Raw genomic sequence first — 17,107 nt, 5'->3', positions numbered from 1 at the left:
GTCCGAGCGGCTCTGCGGTGCGCCACGTCAACGCAATGGGATTCGGTCGCACTGCGGCAAATGTGGCGCCAGGTGCACGAGTCGTGGCTGGTTGCCAAGGCGAGCGAGATCGGGGTCGTGGCCGGAAGTGGTTTCGCGGTGGTTGCTACCGGTTCGCTGGGCCGCGGCGAGTTGCTTCCGCACTCGGACTTGGATCTCCTGCTGGTGCACGACGGCATGCCTGCCGATACGGTGCGGCGGACAGCGGAACTGCTCTGGTATCCCTTGTGGGACGCCAATGTTCGTCTCGATCACAGCGTGCGCACCGTTCCGCAGGCGCTGCGGGTCGCAGACGCCGATATCCTCGCCGCCCTGGCCATGCTGGACGCGCGCCATATCGCCGGCGATGAGCTGCTGTCGACACGCCTGATCGCCGGCGTCCGACAGCAGTGGCGCCACAAGATCGGCACCCGTTACGCCGAACTCGTCGATGTGACACACGCCCGGTGGCAGCGCAGCGGGGAGATAGTGGGTAGCGCCGAACCAGATCTCAAATGTGGCCGAGGTGGCCTGCGCGACGTTCAACTGCTCGATGCGCTGACAGTGGCCCATGTCTCCGGCGGTTGGACCAGGCATCGGCCGGATGGCAGCGGGAGTTCGTTGCGCGGTGCCTATCGCACGGTGCTGGACGTCCGTACCGAACTGCACCGGGCGGGCGGGCGCGCCCACGATCTGCTGTCGCCCCAGTACGCCGACGAGGTCAGTGCCGCGTTGGAATTCGGCGACAGGTACGAGCTGGCGGCTAGGATCTTCGAGGCGGCACGCACGATCAGCCGGCGTGTCGACGCCGTACTGGGCCCCGTCAAAGTGTCGCCGAGGGGCAGGATGTCGGCTTTGGGGGCATGAGAGCCGCCGAATTAGATGATTTGCTGGCTGCTCGCGGTGTAGCCGGAATTCCCTTGTCTCCATAGTTATCAGCAACTCCGCTATGGCGGGAACATCCCTTTTCTAGCATGATTCACGTTCGAGATGCGCGGTCTGCAACCTTGGTCGGGTCCTGGCTGGGGCAGCGAAGAGTCAATTTCTGCCAGTCGATCGGAATTGATTTCCGCCGATTTAGGCCGCCAGGAAATATATGGGGCGGGGTCGCGCCGATATCCCCGGGCGGCTTTTGGCGTCGGTGTCGTAAGGCCCGAAGTCACGGCCTGCCCGCGAGATCGTCCGCCTGGGCCGGGGCTGCGAGCTGCAGAGACTCAGTTAGATGCCAGGAAGTTTCAGACGGATGCCAGAAACGGTAACTAGTTTGTGTGAAGGGGGTGAAACACGGACGAAACATAGGGATTGCGATGAGACGCTTCGGCAGGATGACGGCCGCCTTGTTGAGTACAGCAGGCGCAGCCTTGGTAGTCGGGTTCACCGGAGCCGGAGCGGCCGGTATCGCGCAGGCAGCGCCTGTCCCTGTGAGTGGTGTGGGCCCCCTACCGGGGGTGACCCCCGTCAGCCCTCAGGCCTGCATCATCGGCCTCAACTGCGGCTGCATCCGGGGCCGCACCTGCCCCGGGGACCGGCGGAAGCACGCGGTGCGCCCTCCGGAGGCGCGGCTCGACGGGGCTCCCGCCATCGCCAGCGACCAAGAGGGCGCACCCGGCTTCACACCAGCACCTGTTTTGGCATCACCGTAGGCCGGAAGCCGTAGCGTGGGCCGCCGGAACCGAGGCCACCACGTCCGCCAGCGCCCATCGGAGCCATTCCGGCCGGTACGGCGTGCATGCCGGCGGTCTCTTCGGCGGCAACCGTCCAGCCCGAACCTGTCGACGCGGCGAGCTGAGTGCCTGCCGTGGCCGACCAGTTGGCCGGGACCGACATCCCGCCCATCGTGGATGCCTGACCCAGACCCGCCAAGACCGGTGTCCCGGCGGCAGCTACTGCCCCCACGGGCTGGGTCATACCCGCCAAGACCCCAGAACCCAGCCCGGCCGCGAGGCCGTCGACGCCGGTGACATCGGACGCCAGGCTGGCCGGGCCTGCCAGGGCCAGCGTGTGGCCGAGTGATACCGCCGTCGGAATGGCGGTGGCGGTGAACCAGGCCGCGGTGTTCACGCCGCCGTTGATGGCATTGGCGAACAGCGGTGTTCCGAGAAACAGGTCGACCGCGTTTCCGATTGGCCCGAGCGATCCGTCGGCTGCCACGAAGGGCGAGAGGAGCCCCTGCAGTGCACCCTGTAGCGAGGCAAGCGATTGAGTCAGCTCCTGCTGGAGCCCACCAGTAGCACTGCCGGCGGTGGCGACCGCCGCACCGACCGGGTTGGTGGTCTGAGGCGCGGGGGTCATCGGGGTGAGCGCAGCAGCGCTGGACGACGCGGTGCTGTAGCCGAACATGGCCATGGTGTCCTGCGCCCACATCTCCATGTAGTGGGCTTCGGTGGCCAGGATCGCCGGGGTGTTCACCCCCAAGAAGTTCGACGCAACCAATGCCGCCAGCTGGGCCCGGTTTGCGGCGATGATCGCGGGAGACACCACCGCCGCGCGGGCGGCCTCGAATGCTCCTGCCGAGGCCATGGCCTGCGAACTGGCCTGGTAGGCGGCCGTCGAGGTGCTGTTCAACCACGTGAGGTACGGCGTGACGGCGCTGGTCATGGCTGCTGAGGCCGGCCCCGTCCAGTCTGCGCCGACCAGCTCGGAGAGCACCAGCTGGGCTGATGTGGCCGACGCCTCCAGCTCGGCGGCCAGGCTGCCCCACGCCGAGGCGGCCGACATCAGCGGTCCGGAACCGGCTCCGCTGTACATCCATGCAGAGACGATCTCCGGGGGGAGTGCTCCGAAATCGAAAGACATATCTGTGTTCCCCTTCTCGTTGGTGGGGCGGGTGGCTAGACGGCGGTCGGCTTGGGCATGACGGTGTGCTTGACGCCATACCGCGGGGCGCCGAACTTCCCGACGCCGCGATCGCCGGCTCCGGCCGCCGCCATGGCTGCCGGCACGGCCGCCATCCCGGGCATGGAGTGCGGCGTAGCCATGCTGGTCGCAGCCGCCAAACGCGCTGGTGCAGCGGTCGCGGCCGCCACCGGCTCGGTCCCCCAGCTGGGCGGCGCAGACAAGGCGCCGACCGTGGTGGCCTGCGCCATCCCGGCCGCCACCGGCATCGCGCCGACGCCGGCCATTGCCGCGGGCGCTTCGTAGCCCATGAGCCCGGCGGCACCTTCGGCGGCGATCTCTTCGGGGAAGTCCAGCAGGCCACCACCGGCCAAGCCGAGCAGTGCCGAGCCGGCCGAAGCCCAGTTGCCCATCCCGATGTTTTCGATGTTGGCGAGGTTGCCCGAGAGCAGGGAACCACTGCCGCTGGTCGGCACACCGAGGATGTTGGTCAGGAACCACTGGAGCCCCGAGTCCATCGACGAGGTCGCCTGGTTGGTCGCCTCGGCCGTGCCGTAGGCCCCGGCGTTCTGCCCGAGGACCTGCACCAGCTGCTGGTGAACGGTTGCTGCCTGCTCGCTGATCGACTGGTAGAGGTTCCCGTAGGTCGCGAACAGGGCGGCCTGCAGGGCAGAGACCGGGTCCGTGCCGGCCGGCGCGATGACGGTGGTCGGGATCGCCACAGCGCCGCTCTCGGCGGAGAGCGCTTCGCCGATACCTGCGAGTTGACCCGCGGCGTGGGTCATTGATTCGGGGAGTGTTTTCACAAATGACATACATCCTCCTCGCAGGAAGCCGGGCCAGAATGTGATGGTCCGACGGGCTGGTCATTGATGCTGTGAAGCATTGCAGTAGCCGGAGGGATTAAGTAGTTCGGTAACGTTTTCTTAGCGGTTGGGCGCTAATCCTTAACGGAAATAGGCGGGTTGTGAAAGCTCGGAAACAGCCGTTTAACGGATGGGAATTGCGGCATTAACTGTGCAATTTATCTAACGCCGCGGTTACAATTAGCGCGCCGCGGATATCGGAGGCGTTAGCTGCCCGCTGTCCGCTCGGCTCACCCCATGTCGCCTCGGCCCGCCCGCCCGCGACCCGACCAGATATAGGCTGGCGGCGTGTTTGAATCCCTCTCCGACCGGTTGACCGGGGCCCTGCAGGGGCTGCGCAGCAAGGGCCGTCTCACCGACGCCGATATCGACGCCACCGCCCGCGAGATCCGGCTGGCCCTGCTGGAAGCCGACGTGTCGCTGCCCGTGGTGCGCGCGTTCATCGGCCGGATCAAGGACCGTGCCAAGGGGGCCGAGGTCTCTGGTGCGCTCAACCCGGCCCAGCAGGTCGTCAAAATCGTCAACGAGGAGCTCATCGGCATCCTCGGCGGTCAGACCCGGCAGCTGACGTTCGCCAAGACCCCGCCGACGGTCATCATGCTGGCCGGTCTGCAGGGTGCGGGCAAGACCACGCTCGCCGGCAAACTGGCCACCTGGCTGCGCGGCCAGGGGCACACTCCGCTGCTGGTCGCCTGCGATCTGCAACGCCCCGGAGCGGTCAACCAGCTGCAGGTGGTCGGGGAGCGCGCCGGGGTCACGGTGTTCGCCCCGCACCCGGGGACCTCGGTCGCCGGTGACACCGGTGCGCCGGGCGACCCGGTCGCCGTGGCCGCAGCCGGCCTGGCCGAAGCCAAGGCCAAGCACTTCGACGTCGTGGTCGTCGACACCGCGGGGCGCCTGGGCATCGACGAGGAGATGATGGCCCAGGCCGCCGCCATCCGCGATGCGGTGCAGCCCGATGAGGTGTTGTTCGTCCTGGACGCCATGATCGGCCAGGACGCGGTAACTACCGCCGATGCGTTCCGCGAAGGCGTGGGCTTCACCGGGGTCGTCCTCACCAAGCTCGACGGCGACGCTCGCGGTGGAGCGGCATTGTCGGTGCGGGAAGTCACCGGCGCGCCCATCCTGTTCGCGTCCACCGGCGAGAAACTAGAAGACTTCGACGTCTTCCACCCCGACCGGATGGCCAGCCGCATCCTGGGCATGGGCGACGTGCTCAGCCTCATCGAACAGGCCGAGCAGGTCTTCGACGCCCGCAAGGCCGAAGAAGCAGCAGCCAAGATCGGCTCCGGCGAGCTCACGCTGGAGGATTTCCTCGAGCAGATGCTGGCGATCCGCAAGATGGGCCCGATCGGCAACCTGCTGGGCATGCTGCCCGGAGCCGGCCAGATGAAGGACGCGCTGGCCGCCGTCGACGACAGCCAGCTGGACCGCCTGCAGGCCATCATCCGCGGCATGACGCCGGCCGAGCGGGCTGACCCGAAGATCATCAACGCCTCCCGGCGGCTGCGCATCGCCAACGGCTCGGGGGTCAGCGTCTCGGAGGTCAACCAGCTCGTCGACCGGTTCTTCGAGGCCCGCAAGATGATGTCGTCGATGATGGGCGGCCTGGGCCTTCCGGGGCTGGGCCGCAAGAGCTCCAACCGCAAGGCGAAGGGTAAGGCCGGCAAGAAAGGCAAGGGCCGCGGCCCGACCCCGCCGAAGATGCGGGGCCTGTTCGGTCCCGGCGGCCCCGGCATGCCCGCCGGCTTCCCCGACCTGTCGCAGATGCCCGAAGGCCTCAACGAACTGCCCCCCGGGCTGGCCGACTTCGACCTGTCCAAGCTGAACTTCCCGGGCCAGAAGTAATTTGGCGCTCCACGTTTCCGGCCGCGGGCTGCCCGACGAACAGCCTGTCGAGTACTGGATCGTCGACGGCGCGATCAGCCTCGAGCCGGTCGGCGGCGCGAAGACCGTCTTCTCCGACGGCTGGATCATCCCGGGCCTGGTCGACGCGCACTGTCACGTCGGGATCGGGCCCGCCGGCCCGATCGACGTCGACGAGGCGCTGCGCCAGGCCGAGACCGAACGTCGTGCCGGTGTTCTGCTGATCCGTGACGCGGGTTCACCGGTCGACACCCGCGCATTCGACGACCGTGCCGACCTGCCGCGCATCATCCGCGCCGGGCAGCATCTCGCCCGGACCAAGCGCTACATTCCCGGGCTGCCGATCAACGTCGACGACGAGGCGCAACTGCCGGAAGCCGTTGCCGCGCAAGCGGTTCGCGGTGATGGCTGGGTGAAGCTGGTGGGGGACTGGATTGACCGGGGTATCGGCGACCTTGCGCCGCTGTGGTCCGACGACGTGTTGAAGTCGGCCATCGACGCCGCGCACGCCAACGGCGCGCGGGTAACCGCGCACGTCTTCGGCGAGGACGCACTTCCCGGCCTGATCAACGCCGGCATCGACTGCATCGAGCACGGCACCGGGATCACCGACGACATCATCGAGCTGATGCTGGCCAACGGCACGGCCCTGGTGCCCACGCTGATCAACATCGACAACTTCCCGGGGATCGCCGATTCGGCGGCCAAGTACCCGACCTACGCCGCGCACATGCGCGCGCTGCACGCCACCTGCCGATCGCGGATCGGTGCGGTGCGGGAAGCCGGCGTGCCGATCTACGCCGGCACCGATGCCGGCGGCATGGTGGCCCACGGCCGCATCGCCGACGAAATCGACGCCCTGTCCGGGGTTGGTCTCAGCCGCACCGAGGCACTGGGCGCGGCCTGCTGGGATGCCCGCCGCTGGCTGGGGGCACCGGTGCTGGAGCAGGGCGCGCCGGCCGACCTGGTCTGTTTCGCCGACGATCCGCGACGCGGCCCCGAGGTGCTCGGGAGTCCCGATCTGGTGATGCTGCGCGGCCGGGTGTACTAACGCGCCCGTTGATTCTGCGTCCACCAGGCGGGTTACTCGCACTTTTGCCTGGTGTCCGCAGAGTCAGCATGCGGTGGGGGAGCGCTAGAGGCTGCCGACGCTGGACATCGGCCCCTGCGCGAAACCCCAATCCAGTAGGGCGGCCGCCTGGTCCCAGTAGGTCGGGCCGCCTTCATGGATGAGCCCGTACATCATGGCGACCACCAGTCGCCGGCCGTCGCGGGCCGCTCCGCCGACATAGGTCTTGCGGGCGGCGTCGGTGAAACCGGTCTTGCCGCCGAACGCCCCCGGATAACGGGCCAGCAGCTCGTTCATGTTCACGATCGGTCGCTCCCCGGCATCGGTGGGGAACGTCGCCGCCGGCTGTGCGGTGATCTCGGCGAACACCGGGTTGGCCATCGCCGCCCGGAAGATGGCGGCCAGGTCGTGCGGGGTACTCGCGCCCGGGCCGCCGGGGCCGTCCAGCCCGGACGGAGTACTGGCGTGGGTATCGGTCGCCCCGACCGCAGCGGCCTTGGCGTTCATCTTCGCCACCGCCGCCTCAGGCCCACCGAGCATGTCTGCCAGTGCGTTGGCGGCGTCGTTGCCTGAAACCAGCAGCAGGCCCTCCAGCAGCTGCCGTGTCGTGTAGCTGTGGTCGGCCTTGACCCCGACACAGTTGCACTCCACGTGGGTGTCGGCCGGGGTAGCCACCATGGTGTCGTCGAGATTCAGCTCGTCGAGCACCACCAGCGCCAGCAGAACCTTGATCGTGCTGGCCGGCGGCGTCACGGCGTAGCCGTTCTGCTCGGCGAGCACCTGCCCGGAATCCAGGTCGGCGATCAGCCAGTTCGGGGCTGGGCCAACCGGCACCGGCGGCGAGCCGAGAGGCTGCGCAGCGTCGGCGTGGGCAGTCACGGCGGGAGAGGCGAACACGGTTGCGAGAGCCGCGATTGCGGCCAAGATTTTCCGCATGGCGGCCTAGCCTACCGCCCCTTACCGCTGCAGTGTTCAATCGAGGAATGCTGAGCCAACAAGAAATTTCAGACCGTTGGGAGATCCAGCAGCTGCTGGTCGACTACTCGACCGCGATCGACACCCGAAACTTCGACGGTCTGGACGCGGTGTTCACCTCCGATGCCTACATCGACTACCGCGCCTTGGGCGGTATCGACGGGCGCTTCCCTGAGGTGAAGGCTTGGCTGGCCGAAGTACTGCCCAATTTCGCCAACTACTCCCACATGCTGGGCCTACCGGCGATCCGTGTCGACGGCGACAGCGCCACCGCGCGCACCTTCTGCTTCAACCCGATGGTCTTCAGCGGGGAGAACGACCCCATGATGCTGGTGGGGCTGTGGTACGACGACGAGTTCATCCGCACCGCCGACGGGTGGCGGATGAGCCGGCGCTCCGAGACCAAGTGCTTCCAGAAGATGCCCTGAGGCGATTTCTGCTGACCGGCCTGCTTCTGGCACAATGGGCGGCTGTCCGCCGTGCGACGTGACCCTAGTTGGGGCTCCGCGCGGGTGACACAACCACGCGAGGCAAAACCGGATGTGGGCAATCCCGCCCGCATCGCTGAATTGCAGCGTGATATCGCAGGAGTTATTCATGGCTGTCAAGATCAAGCTCACCCGCCTCGGTAAGATCCGCAATCCGCAGTACCGCATCGCGATTGCCGACGCGCGCTCCCGCCGGGACGGCCGCGCCATCGAGGTCATCGGTCGCTACCACCCGAAGGAAGAGCCGAGCCTGATCGAGATCGACTCGGAGCGCGCCCAGTACTGGCTGTCGGTCGGTGCTCAGCCCACCGAGCCGGTGCTCAAGCTGCTGAAGATCACCGGGGACTGGCAGAAGTTCAAGGGCCTGCCCGGTGCCGAGGGCCGCCTGAAGGTCAAGCCGGCCAAGCCGAGCAAGCTGGAGCTGTTCAACGCCGCGCTGGCCGAGGCCGAGGGCGGCCCGACCACCGAGGCCACCACCGCCAAGAAGAAGAAGGCGCCGGCAAAAAAGACTGAGCAGGCAGCCGACAAGGCTGACGCTGCCGCCGAGGCGCCCGCTGCTGAGGCCGCCGAGTCGGCCAGCGAGAGCTGACCGCGGCCATGAGTGCCGTGGTGGCAGACGCCGTCGAGCACTTGGTGCGCGGCATCGTCGACAACCCGGATGACGTACGAGTCGACATGGTGACCAACCGCCGTGGCCGCACCGTCGAGGTGCACGTGCACCCCGACGACCTGGGCAAGGTAATCGGTCGCGGCGGTCGCACCGCCACTGCGTTGCGCACCCTCGTTGCCGGTATCGGTGGACGTGGCATCCGCGTGGACGTGGTGGACACCGACCGGTAGTCGGCCGGCTCATGGAGCTGACGGTCGGGCGTGTGGTCAAAGCCCACGGCATCAGCGGCGAACTCGTCGTCGATGTCCGTACCGACGATCCCGAACTTCGGTTTGCGCCGGGTGCAACGCTGCACGCCCGTAAGTCCGGTGCGCCGCAACGCGACTACGTCGTCGAGGCGGCGCGCCCTCACGGGGCACGCCTGTTGGTGCGGTTGGCCGGGATCGTCGACCGTGACGGCGCCGACGCGGTCCGTGGCAGCGTTTTCGTCGTCGACTCCACGGAGTTGCCGCCGATCACCGAGCCGGACACCTACTACGACCATCAACTCGAGGGTCTGCAGGTGCGCACTGTGGCGGGGGAGGAGATCGGCTCCGTGACCGAGGTGCTGCACACTGCTGCCGGTGAACTGCTGGCGATCAAGCGGACCGACGGCCGGGAATTGTTGGTGCCGTTCATCGCTGCGTTCGTGCCGTCGGTGTCGCTGGCAGAGGGCACCGTGGTGATCGAACCGCCCGACGGGCTGCTGGAGCTGGACGGGTAAAGCGCGGCATGCGAATCGATGTCGTCACGATCTTCCCCGACTACCTGGCCCCGATCCGTCAGTCACTGCCCGGCAAGGCGATCGAATCCGGGATGGTCGCGTTCGAGGTTCACGACTTGCGGCGCTGGACTCACGATGTGCATCGATCGGTGGACGACTCGCCCTACGGGGGCGGCCCCGGAATGGTGATGAAGGCGCCGGTCTGGGGTGAAGCGCTGGACGAAATCTGTTCGGAGCAGACGGTTCTCATCGTCCCGACCCCGGCGGGAACGCTGTTCGACCAGGCCACCGCGCAGCGCTGGAGCCACGAAGAGCATCTGGTGTTCGCTTGCGGCCGTTACGAGGGCATCGATCAGCGGGTCGCCGACGACGCCGCTCGGCGGATGCGGGTCGAAGAGGTGTCAATCGGTGACTATGTGCTGGCCGGCGGGGAACCTGCAGTCCTGGTGATGTTGGAGGCGGTGCTGCGGCTCATGCCCGGTGTGCTCGGCAATCCGGCCTCCCAACGCGACGATTCGCATTCCCCGGACCGCGACGGGCTGCTGGAGGGGCCGAGCTACACCCGTCCGCCGAGCTGGCGCGGCCTGGACGTGCCCGCCGTGCTGCTCTCCGGTGACCACGCCCGGATCAATGCCTGGCGTCACGAGGCCGCCCTAGCGCGGACCCGCGAACGCCGCCCGGATCTGCTGGATCCCGAGCCCTAACGGCGACCCGCTTCGCCCGGCTCCGCCTCGCTTGCGATCGCCTGGGTCTTTAAGGCGACCCGCTTCGCCCGGCTCCGCCGCGCTTGCGATCGCCTGGGTCTTTAAGGCGACCCGCTTCGCTCGCCTAGATCCGGCCGCCGGGGAAGATGGTCTTCACGGCTTCGGTGATGGTGGTGCGCGCCGTGGCGTCATCGCTGGGCTGCAGCGACTCGATCACCACGATGTAGCGACGATCCGCCCCGACCACGCCGGTCGACAGGTGCATCCAGTTGTTGCCGATGCAGCACATCCAGCCCTGCTTCACTGCCACCGGCTCGTCGTACAAGCCTTCCGGGATCCCGAAGCGCTGCGGGTAGCCGTCGAGGCCGCTCGGGGTGGACTGCGCGAGGTCGTTGATGATGATGTTCGCCTGCGCCGGCGGCAGACCGCCGGAACCGTTGAGCAGCATGTCGTAGTAACGCGCCAGGTCCGGTGCGGTGCTGATGGTGTTCCACCAGGCACCGTTCGACGGCGGTGAGGTGCTGGCTAGGCCATAGCGGCCGGCCACCCGGGTGATGATCGCGTTGCCGCCGTTCTGGTTCCAGAACGTCTCGGCCGCTCCGTCGTCGGACGCACGCAGCATGGAATCGAGAGCAGCCCGGTCGTCAGCCGACAGGCCGCCTTCGGGCTTGCGGAACAGCAGGTCGTCGGCGATGAACAGCTTGACTACCGACGCAGTGGCGATCGGCCGGGTGTTGCCGTTGGTGATCAGCTGGTGTGAGATCCGGTCCAGCACCGCCACCGAGATGTTGGCGCCGACCTTGGCGGCATCGTCGGTGGCTTCCTGCATGCGCGCCGAGAGACCATCGACCACCGCGGCCGGCTGAATCGCAGGTGCCCGGGGGGCTTCGATCGCCGTGGCCACCGGTGTCACTTCGGGTGCGTGGTAGGGCGTCGGCCGCACCGCGTCGGCGCCATAGACCTTCTCGTCGCAGCCGAACACCACCGTGGAAATCACCATAACGACGGTCAACAGAAGCATCGATGGCCGCACGGCGGGTGGCCTCCTCAACAGGTATCGGGCGCGTAATCGCACCGACATGGGGTTCACGGGCTCGCCACAACTGCTGCCATCGGCCCGCCGGATAGGTTACCGCGTGGGCATGCAGATCGCGCAGTTCGGTTGCCTCCAGGACTATCACGGCGGCGGGGTTCGGCGTGGAACGACCAGCGGCGATTTGCGCGATTTCACTGGTTGCGCTGCGTCTGGCACAATTGAGCAGTTGTCGCCTGCGGTTGATGCTGCAGCGGAGTCCTGGCGTCCCGGTCACCGCACAGTGCGACAACATGCCCGAACCCATCGGCTCGGTAACCGTCTGCATGCCCACAACGCGTGTCGGCCGGTCCGAAGCCGCGACCCGCGAGGAAGTGTTTCCGCAATGAACACGCTGGACATCGTCGACAAGGCGTCGCTGCGCGACGACATCCCGGCCTTCGCCCCCGGCGACACGGTCAACGTGCACGTGAAGGTGATCGAGGGCTCCAAGGAGCGCATCCAGGTGTTCAAGGGTGTGGTCATCCGTCGGCAGGGTGGCGGCGTGCGTGAGACGTTCACCGTCCGCAAGGAGAGCTACGGCGTCGGCGTGGAGCGGACCTTCCCGGTCCACTCGCCCAACGTCGACCACATCGACGTCGTGGTCCGCGGTGACGTCCGGCGCGCCAAGCTGTACTACCTGCGTGAGCTGCGTGGCAAGAAGGCCAAGATCAAGGAAAAGCGCTGATCTTGCCCGCGCCGGGCTTTTTCCGATCGGTCTCCGGTGCCGCTGACGCGGTCATTACCCTGATCTCGTGACCGAAACCACGGGCTCATCACCCGAAAGTTCCCCCGACGCGGCTGAGGCTGCCGAGGTGCCCGAGGACGGCAAGCACAGCACGCTGCGCGAGTCGGTCGTGCTGATCACGATCGCGCTGGTGTTGTACTACCTGATGCTGACGTTCGTGGCACGTCCGTACCTCATCCCGTCGGAGTCGATGGAGCCGACGTTGCACGGCTGCCACGGCTGCGTCGGCGACCGCATCATGGTGGACAAGGTCACCTACCGTTTCGGCACACCTCAGCCCGGTGACGTCGTGGTCTTCCGAGGCCCCCCGTCGTGGAACGTCGGCTACAAGTCGATCCGGTCGACGAACACCCCGGTGCGCTGGGTGCAAAACGCCTTGTCGTTCATCGGGTTCGTCCCGCCCGACGAGAACGACTTGGTCAAGCGCGTCATCGCGGTTGGCGGTCAGACGGTTCAGTGCCGTAACGACACCGGCCTGACCGTCGACGGCAAGCTGCTCCACGAGCCCTACCTGAACCCGGCCACCCTGATGGTCGACCCGTTGGTCTATCCTTGCCTCGGCAACGAGTTCGGTCCGGTGACCGTGCCGCAGGGGCGGCTGTGGGTGATGGGTGACAACCGCACCCACTCGTCGGACTCGCGGGCGCACTGCGACTCGGTGCAGGTCCAACCCGACCTGCAGCGCCGGATCCTGTGCACTGGAGAAGATCTGGACGCCGGCACCGTGCCGGTGGCCAACGTGATCGGAAAGACCAGGTTCATCGCCTGGCCGCCGTCGCGCTGGGGGCCGGTAAAATCGGTAAACCCCCAGAAGATGGCCGAGCAGGGCCCGTAGCGATGGCTCCGGCCTGGCCGCCGCGCACGGTGATTCGTCGTTCACCGGGGCTGCGCACTCTGGAGTCGGCGCTGTACCGCAGTGGGCTCGGCCCGGTCGCCGGGGTCGACGAGGTCGGCCGCGGGGCCTGCGCCGGTCCGCTGGTGGTGGCCGCCTGTGTGCTCGGGCCGGGCAAACCCGCGGCCCTGGCTGCGCTGGACGATTCCAAGAAACTCACCGAGAAGATCCGCGAGCAACTGTTCCCGCTGATCTGCCGGTATGCGCTGGCCTACCACGTGGTGTTCATCGAGCCCGCCGACGTTGACGCGCGCGGCGTGCACGTGGCCAACATCGAGGGTATGCGGCGCGCGGTGGCGGGCCTGCCGCTGCGGCCGGGCTATGTGCTCTCCGACGGGTTCCGGGTCCCGGGGCTGCCGATGCCCTCGCTTCCGGTGATCGGCGGCGACGGGGCGGCGGCGTGCATTGCCGCGGCGAGCGTGCTGGCCAAGGTCAGTCGGGACCGCTACATGGCGACCCTGGACGCCGACCACCCCGGTTATGGCTTCGCGGTACACAAGGGCTACTCCACCGCGGCGCACACCGCGGCCCTGGCTGCGTTAGGACCGTGCAGCCAACATCGCTTCTCGTTCATCAACGTGCGCAACATGGCTATGGCTGCCGCGGCCGCCCCGGTTGCGGGGACAATGGGGTCGACGAACCGAGCAGAAGGACGGCTGAGCAGATGAGTGCCGAAGATCTCGAGAAGTACGAAACCGAGATGGAACTCTCGCTGTACCGCGAATACAAAGACATCGTGGGGCAGTTCAGTTACGTGGTGGAGACCGAACGGCGCTTCTACCTGGCCAACAGCGTCGAGATGGTGCCCCGCAACGCCGACGGCGAGGTCTATTTCGAGCTTCGGCTGGCCGATGCCTGGGTGTGGGACATGTACCGCCCGGCCCGCTTCGTCAAGCAGGTGCGGGTGGTCACCTTCAAAGACGTCAACATCGAAGAGGTCGAGAAGCCGGAGCTGCGGCTTCCGGAGTAGCGCCACAGGCGCCTAGCTGCACCCACTGACCTGACACTCGCGCGGAGTCTTTGAGAACCACCGGCGACACGATCGGTTCAGTGCGCTTTGTTCGGTATAGCCGAGCAGGACCACGATCTGCCGTACCGGTAACCCGGGCTCGGCGAAGTACCGCATCGCCTGGATGCGACGCTGCTCGTCGATGATGTCTCGGCCGCTGACTCCTTCGGTCGCCAGTCGCCTTTGCAGGGTCCGGGGATGCAGCGCCAGCTCGGCGGCGATGACGTCGATGCTGCACTGCCCGGTGGGCAACAGTCGGCGGGCCAGCTCCGCCACGCGTGCCGCCAGTGGCGAGGTCTTCGGCAGGTAGGTCGATTCCAGGTACTGGGTGGCAATGCGACTGGTGTGGGGATCGGCGTTCTCGATGCGCCGTTCCGCCAGGTGCGTGGGTAGCTCGAACCCGCACCAGCTCTGCTCGAAGCGCACCGGGCACCCCAGCGCCTCGCGGTACGCGCTGTCGGAGGCTTGCTGTCGGTGGATGAACGAGACCGATTCCGGCCGTGCACCTGGGCCGCCGAGCAACTGCAGGATACGTACGGCGATGCCCATGCTGAGCTCATAGGACTGCAGCGGGTAGGGGATTCCTCGCTCGGTCACCTCGTAGGTGAACGCGACGCCCCGTGGCGTTCGCCTATCGGTCAGTTCCAAAGCGGGGGAGTGGATATACAGAAACCGCGAGATCGCACCCAGGCCGCTGGCCACGGTCTGGGCGTTGCGCGCGATCACCGCGATCGGCCCAAGGATATGCAGCCCCTGCAGGTGGGCGAGGCGAAGGCCGAACTCCGGGCAGCGAAGCTCATCGGCGGTGGCCTCCAGCATCCGGGCAAAGGCGTCGACCGGGACGAACGCGTCCTCCTGCTGTTCCACCTCTGCCGGGATATGAAAGCGGGTCAGGAATGCCGCCGGGTCGCCGCCGAGTTCGCGGACCAGCTCGGTGTAACCCGACGCGGCCGGGGCGCGGATGAAACTGCCCGACGACATCTCGCTCACCGCCTCCACTCGGTTGTCGGAAAATGATAAAAAAACGTCGGGAAATGTCAAGACCGAAGCCACTAGCGGTCGACAAGATCGGGGCATGATTTCGCAACGCTTACCCCGTTGGGCGCTAGGACTGGGATCTTCCGGGTTCGTCATCGCCCTGGCCGGACTGCGCGGCCGCCACCCAGTCGAGCCCGACACCCGATTCGTAGACAAGGTCGTGGTCATCACCGGTGCGGGTTCCGGGATCGGTAAAGCGTTGGCGCTCAACCTCGCCGCCCACGGTGCCAAGCTCGCGCTGTCCGACATCGACGCCGATGGGCTCGCCGACACCGTGCGCGAGGCGCAGGCGCTGGGAGCGCAGGTGAAGGCCGACCAGCTCAATGTGGTCGAACGCGCGGAGGTGCTCGCGTACGCCGACGAGGTGGCCGATCACTTCGGCGAGGTGCATCAGGTCTACAACAACGCCGGAATCGCCTACAACGGCGACGTCGAGAAGGCGTCGTTCAAGGACATCGAGCGCGTCATGGACGTCGACTTCTGGGGTGTCGTCAACGGCACCAAAGCCTTTCTGCCGCACCTCATCGCATCCGGAGACGGGCACATCATCAATGTCTCCAGCCTGTTCGGGCTGATCGCAGTGCCGGGTCAAAGTGCTTACAACGCCGCTAAATTCGCTGTTCGCGGCTTCACCGAGGCACTGCGTCAAGAGATGCTGATCAACGGTCATCCGGTCAAGGTGACGTGTGTACACCCGGGCGGCATCAAGACCGGGGTCGCCCGCAACGCGACCGTCTGCGACGGCGAAGACGCCCAGACGCTGGCCGAGTTCTATGACCGCTACCTCCTGCTGCATTCCCCGGAGATGGCTGCACGAACCATTCTCGACGGTGTCCGCGCCGGCCGTGCCCGGGTATTGATCGGGTGGGAGGCGCACGCCCTCGACGTACTCGTGCGGGTCATCGGACCGGGATATCAACGGCTCACCGCAGCCGCGGCAGGCCGCTTCTTCCCGTGGGCGAAGGCAGGTAGCACCCGATGAATCCCTCGTTTGATCTGTTCAAGTTGCCCGAGGAGCATGATGAGTTGCGGGCGGCGATTCGGGCGTTGGCGGAGAAGGAGATCGCTCCGTACGCCAAGGATGTTGATGAGCAGGCTCGGTTCCCCGAAGAGGCGTTGGCGGCGTTGAACGCGTCGGGTTTTAACGCGGTGCATGTCCCGGAGGAGTACGGCGGTCAGGGTGCTGATTCGGTGGCGGCGTGCATTGTGATCGAAGAGGTCGCGCGGGTGTGTGCGTCGTCGTCGTTGATTCCGGCGGTGAACAAGCTGGGCACGATGGGTTTGATCTTGTCGGGTTCGGAGGAGCTCAAACAACAGGTGCTGCCGGGGCTGGCTGCCGGTGAGGTGATGGCTTCGTATGCGTTGAGTGAGCGTGAGGCCGGCAGTGACGCTGCGGCGATGCGGACTCGGGCCAAGGCTGATGGGGATGACTGGATCCTCAATGGCTCCAAGTGCTGGATCACCAATGGTGGTAAGTCGAGTTGGTACACGGTGATGGCGGTGACCGATCCGGATCTGGATGCCAACGGCATTTCGGCGTTCATGGTCCACATCGACGATGAGGGTTTTTCGATCGGGCCCAAGGAGCACAAGCTCGGTATCAAGGGTTCGCCGACAACGGAGTTGTATTTCGAGAACTGCCGTATTCCGGGGGATCGGATCATCGGTGAGCCCGGGACGGGGTTCAAGACGGCGTTGCGGACGTTGGATCACACGCGTCCGACGATTGGTGCGCAGGCGGTCGGTATTGCCCAGGGTGCGTTGGATGCGGCGATCGAGTACACCAAGGATCGTAAGCAGTTCGGTAAGAACATCAGCACGTTTCAGGGTGTGCAGTTCATGTTGGCCGATATGGCGATGAAGCTCGAGGCGGCCCGGTTGATGGTGTATTCGGCGGCGGCGCGGGCCGAGCGTGGTGAGACCGGGTTGGGTTTCATCTCGGCGGCCAGTAAGTGTTTTGCCTCGGATGTGGCCATGGAGGTCACTACCGATGCGGTGCAGTTGTTCGGTGGGGCGGGCTACACCACGGACTTCCCGGTGGAGCGGATGATGCGTGACGCCAAGATCACCCAGATCTATGAGGGCACCAACCAGATCCAGCGCGTCGTCATGAGCCGACACCTCCTGCGCTGACGCGGACGAACACAGGAGGCG

Annotated in this window: 19 protein-coding genes; 14 read left to right on the top strand and 5 right to left on the bottom strand. The window is 66.7% G+C overall.

Features of this window, described 5'->3' with window-relative positions:
• The first annotated feature begins 72 nt into the window (after positions 1 to 72).
• Complete coding sequence (locus MJO54_RS15100; protein ID WP_434085410.1) at positions 73 to 885, top strand: [protein-PII] uridylyltransferase family protein; 813 nt, start codon at positions 73 to 75, stop codon at positions 883 to 885.
• 744 nt (positions 886 to 1,629) lie between these two features.
• On the opposite strand, the gene MJO54_RS15095 is transcribed toward MJO54_RS15100, so the two are convergent.
• Together MJO54_RS15095 and MJO54_RS15090 are read right to left on the bottom strand one after the other, a co-directional pair.
• On the bottom strand, positions 1,630 to 2,814 hold the full coding sequence (locus tag MJO54_RS15095) for a PPE family protein (RefSeq protein ID WP_105295878.1): 1,185 nt from the start codon (positions 2,812 to 2,814) through the stop codon (positions 1,630 to 1,632).
• A 35-nt stretch (positions 2,815 to 2,849) separates the two neighbouring features.
• Complete coding sequence (locus MJO54_RS15090) at positions 2,850 to 3,668, bottom strand: PE family protein (protein WP_046286222.1); 819 nt, start codon at positions 3,666 to 3,668, stop codon at positions 2,850 to 2,852.
• Positions 3,669 to 4,007: 339 nt separating this feature from the next.
• Between MJO54_RS15090 and ffh the strand changes: the two genes are divergently transcribed.
• Positions 4,008 to 5,567, top strand: coding sequence for a signal recognition particle protein (gene ffh / locus MJO54_RS15085; protein ID WP_065153467.1), 1,560 nt, complete (start codon positions 4,008 to 4,010; stop codon positions 5,565 to 5,567).
• 1 nt (position 5,568) lies between these two features.
• Positions 5,569 to 6,636, top strand: coding sequence for an amidohydrolase family protein (locus tag MJO54_RS15080; RefSeq protein ID WP_046286224.1), 1,068 nt, complete (start codon positions 5,569 to 5,571; stop codon positions 6,634 to 6,636).
• A gap of 84 nt (positions 6,637 to 6,720) precedes the next feature.
• On the opposite strand, the gene MJO54_RS15075 is transcribed toward MJO54_RS15080, so the two are convergent.
• Complete coding sequence (locus MJO54_RS15075; RefSeq protein ID WP_046286225.1) at positions 6,721 to 7,590, bottom strand: D-alanyl-D-alanine carboxypeptidase family protein; 870 nt, start codon at positions 7,588 to 7,590, stop codon at positions 6,721 to 6,723.
• 47 nt (positions 7,591 to 7,637) lie between these two features.
• Between MJO54_RS15075 and MJO54_RS15070 the strand changes: the two genes are divergently transcribed.
• From MJO54_RS15070 to trmD, 5 genes are all read left to right on the top strand, one after another.
• Positions 7,638 to 8,057, top strand: a complete 420-nt coding sequence (locus tag MJO54_RS15070; protein ID WP_046286226.1) for a nuclear transport factor 2 family protein — start codon at positions 7,638 to 7,640, stop codon at positions 8,055 to 8,057.
• 169 nt (positions 8,058 to 8,226) lie between these two features.
• On the top strand, positions 8,227 to 8,706 hold the full coding sequence (rpsP, locus tag MJO54_RS15065; RefSeq protein WP_046286227.1) for a 30S ribosomal protein S16: 480 nt from the start codon (positions 8,227 to 8,229) through the stop codon (positions 8,704 to 8,706).
• An 8-nt stretch (positions 8,707 to 8,714) separates the two neighbouring features.
• A complete protein-coding gene (locus MJO54_RS15060) occupies positions 8,715 to 8,957 on the top strand; it encodes an RNA-binding protein (protein WP_019736217.1) in 243 nt (80 codons plus the stop codon).
• A gap of 11 nt (positions 8,958 to 8,968) precedes the next feature.
• Entirely contained in the window at positions 8,969 to 9,490 is a 522-nt protein-coding gene (rimM, locus tag MJO54_RS15055) for a ribosome maturation factor RimM (protein ID WP_046286228.1), read from the top strand.
• Positions 9,491 to 9,498: 8 nt separating this feature from the next.
• Positions 9,499 to 10,194, top strand: a complete 696-nt coding sequence (gene trmD, locus MJO54_RS15050; RefSeq protein ID WP_046286229.1) for a tRNA (guanosine(37)-N1)-methyltransferase TrmD — start codon at positions 9,499 to 9,501, stop codon at positions 10,192 to 10,194.
• A 124-nt stretch (positions 10,195 to 10,318) separates the two neighbouring features.
• Here trmD and MJO54_RS15045 read toward each other — a convergent pair whose 3' ends face one another.
• Positions 10,319 to 11,194 (bottom strand): serine hydrolase, encoded by an 876-nt coding sequence (locus MJO54_RS15045; protein WP_233428770.1) that lies wholly within the window; start codon positions 11,192 to 11,194, stop codon positions 10,319 to 10,321.
• 418 nt (positions 11,195 to 11,612) lie between these two features.
• On the opposite strand from MJO54_RS15045, the gene rplS reads away from it, so the two are divergent.
• The 4 genes from rplS to MJO54_RS15025 all read left to right on the top strand — a co-directional run bounded on the left by rplS (position 11,613) and on the right by MJO54_RS15025 (position 13,876).
• On the top strand, positions 11,613 to 11,954 hold the full coding sequence (gene rplS / locus MJO54_RS15040; RefSeq protein WP_024443224.1) for a 50S ribosomal protein L19: 342 nt from the start codon (positions 11,613 to 11,615) through the stop codon (positions 11,952 to 11,954).
• 67 nt (positions 11,955 to 12,021) lie between these two features.
• On the top strand, positions 12,022 to 12,849 hold the full coding sequence (gene lepB / locus MJO54_RS15035; RefSeq protein WP_046286905.1) for a signal peptidase I: 828 nt from the start codon (positions 12,022 to 12,024) through the stop codon (positions 12,847 to 12,849).
• 2 nt (positions 12,850 to 12,851) lie between these two features.
• Positions 12,852 to 13,574, top strand: coding sequence for a ribonuclease HII (locus MJO54_RS15030; protein ID WP_082108475.1), 723 nt, complete (start codon positions 12,852 to 12,854; stop codon positions 13,572 to 13,574).
• Complete coding sequence (locus MJO54_RS15025; RefSeq protein WP_012393608.1) at positions 13,571 to 13,876, top strand: DUF2469 domain-containing protein; 306 nt, start codon at positions 13,571 to 13,573, stop codon at positions 13,874 to 13,876. The genes MJO54_RS15030 and MJO54_RS15025 overlap by 4 nt, the downstream gene beginning before the upstream one ends.
• A gap of 12 nt (positions 13,877 to 13,888) precedes the next feature.
• Here the strand turns inward: MJO54_RS15025 and MJO54_RS15020 are convergent, their stop codons facing one another.
• On the bottom strand, positions 13,889 to 14,896 hold the full coding sequence (locus MJO54_RS15020) for an AraC family transcriptional regulator (RefSeq protein ID WP_046286908.1): 1,008 nt from the start codon (positions 14,894 to 14,896) through the stop codon (positions 13,889 to 13,891).
• A 94-nt stretch (positions 14,897 to 14,990) separates the two neighbouring features.
• Between MJO54_RS15020 and MJO54_RS15015 the strand changes: the two genes are divergently transcribed.
• Both MJO54_RS15015 and MJO54_RS15010 read left to right on the top strand, forming a co-directional pair.
• Positions 14,991 to 15,935, top strand: a complete 945-nt coding sequence (locus tag MJO54_RS15015; protein ID WP_240175144.1) for an SDR family NAD(P)-dependent oxidoreductase — start codon at positions 14,991 to 14,993, stop codon at positions 15,933 to 15,935.
• Positions 15,932 to 17,086, top strand: coding sequence for an acyl-CoA dehydrogenase (locus MJO54_RS15010; RefSeq protein ID WP_240175143.1), 1,155 nt, complete (start codon positions 15,932 to 15,934; stop codon positions 17,084 to 17,086). Before MJO54_RS15015 ends, MJO54_RS15010 begins: the two co-directional genes overlap by 4 nt.
• Positions 17,087 to 17,107: the final 21 nt, after the last annotated feature.

The organism is Mycolicibacter virginiensis, from assembly GCF_022374935.2.
Taxonomy (GTDB): domain Bacteria; phylum Actinomycetota; class Actinomycetes; order Mycobacteriales; family Mycobacteriaceae; genus Mycobacterium; species Mycobacterium virginiense.
Note: the sequence above shows the minus strand (reverse complement) of the source record. Positions and strands in the feature narration are given on the sequence as shown.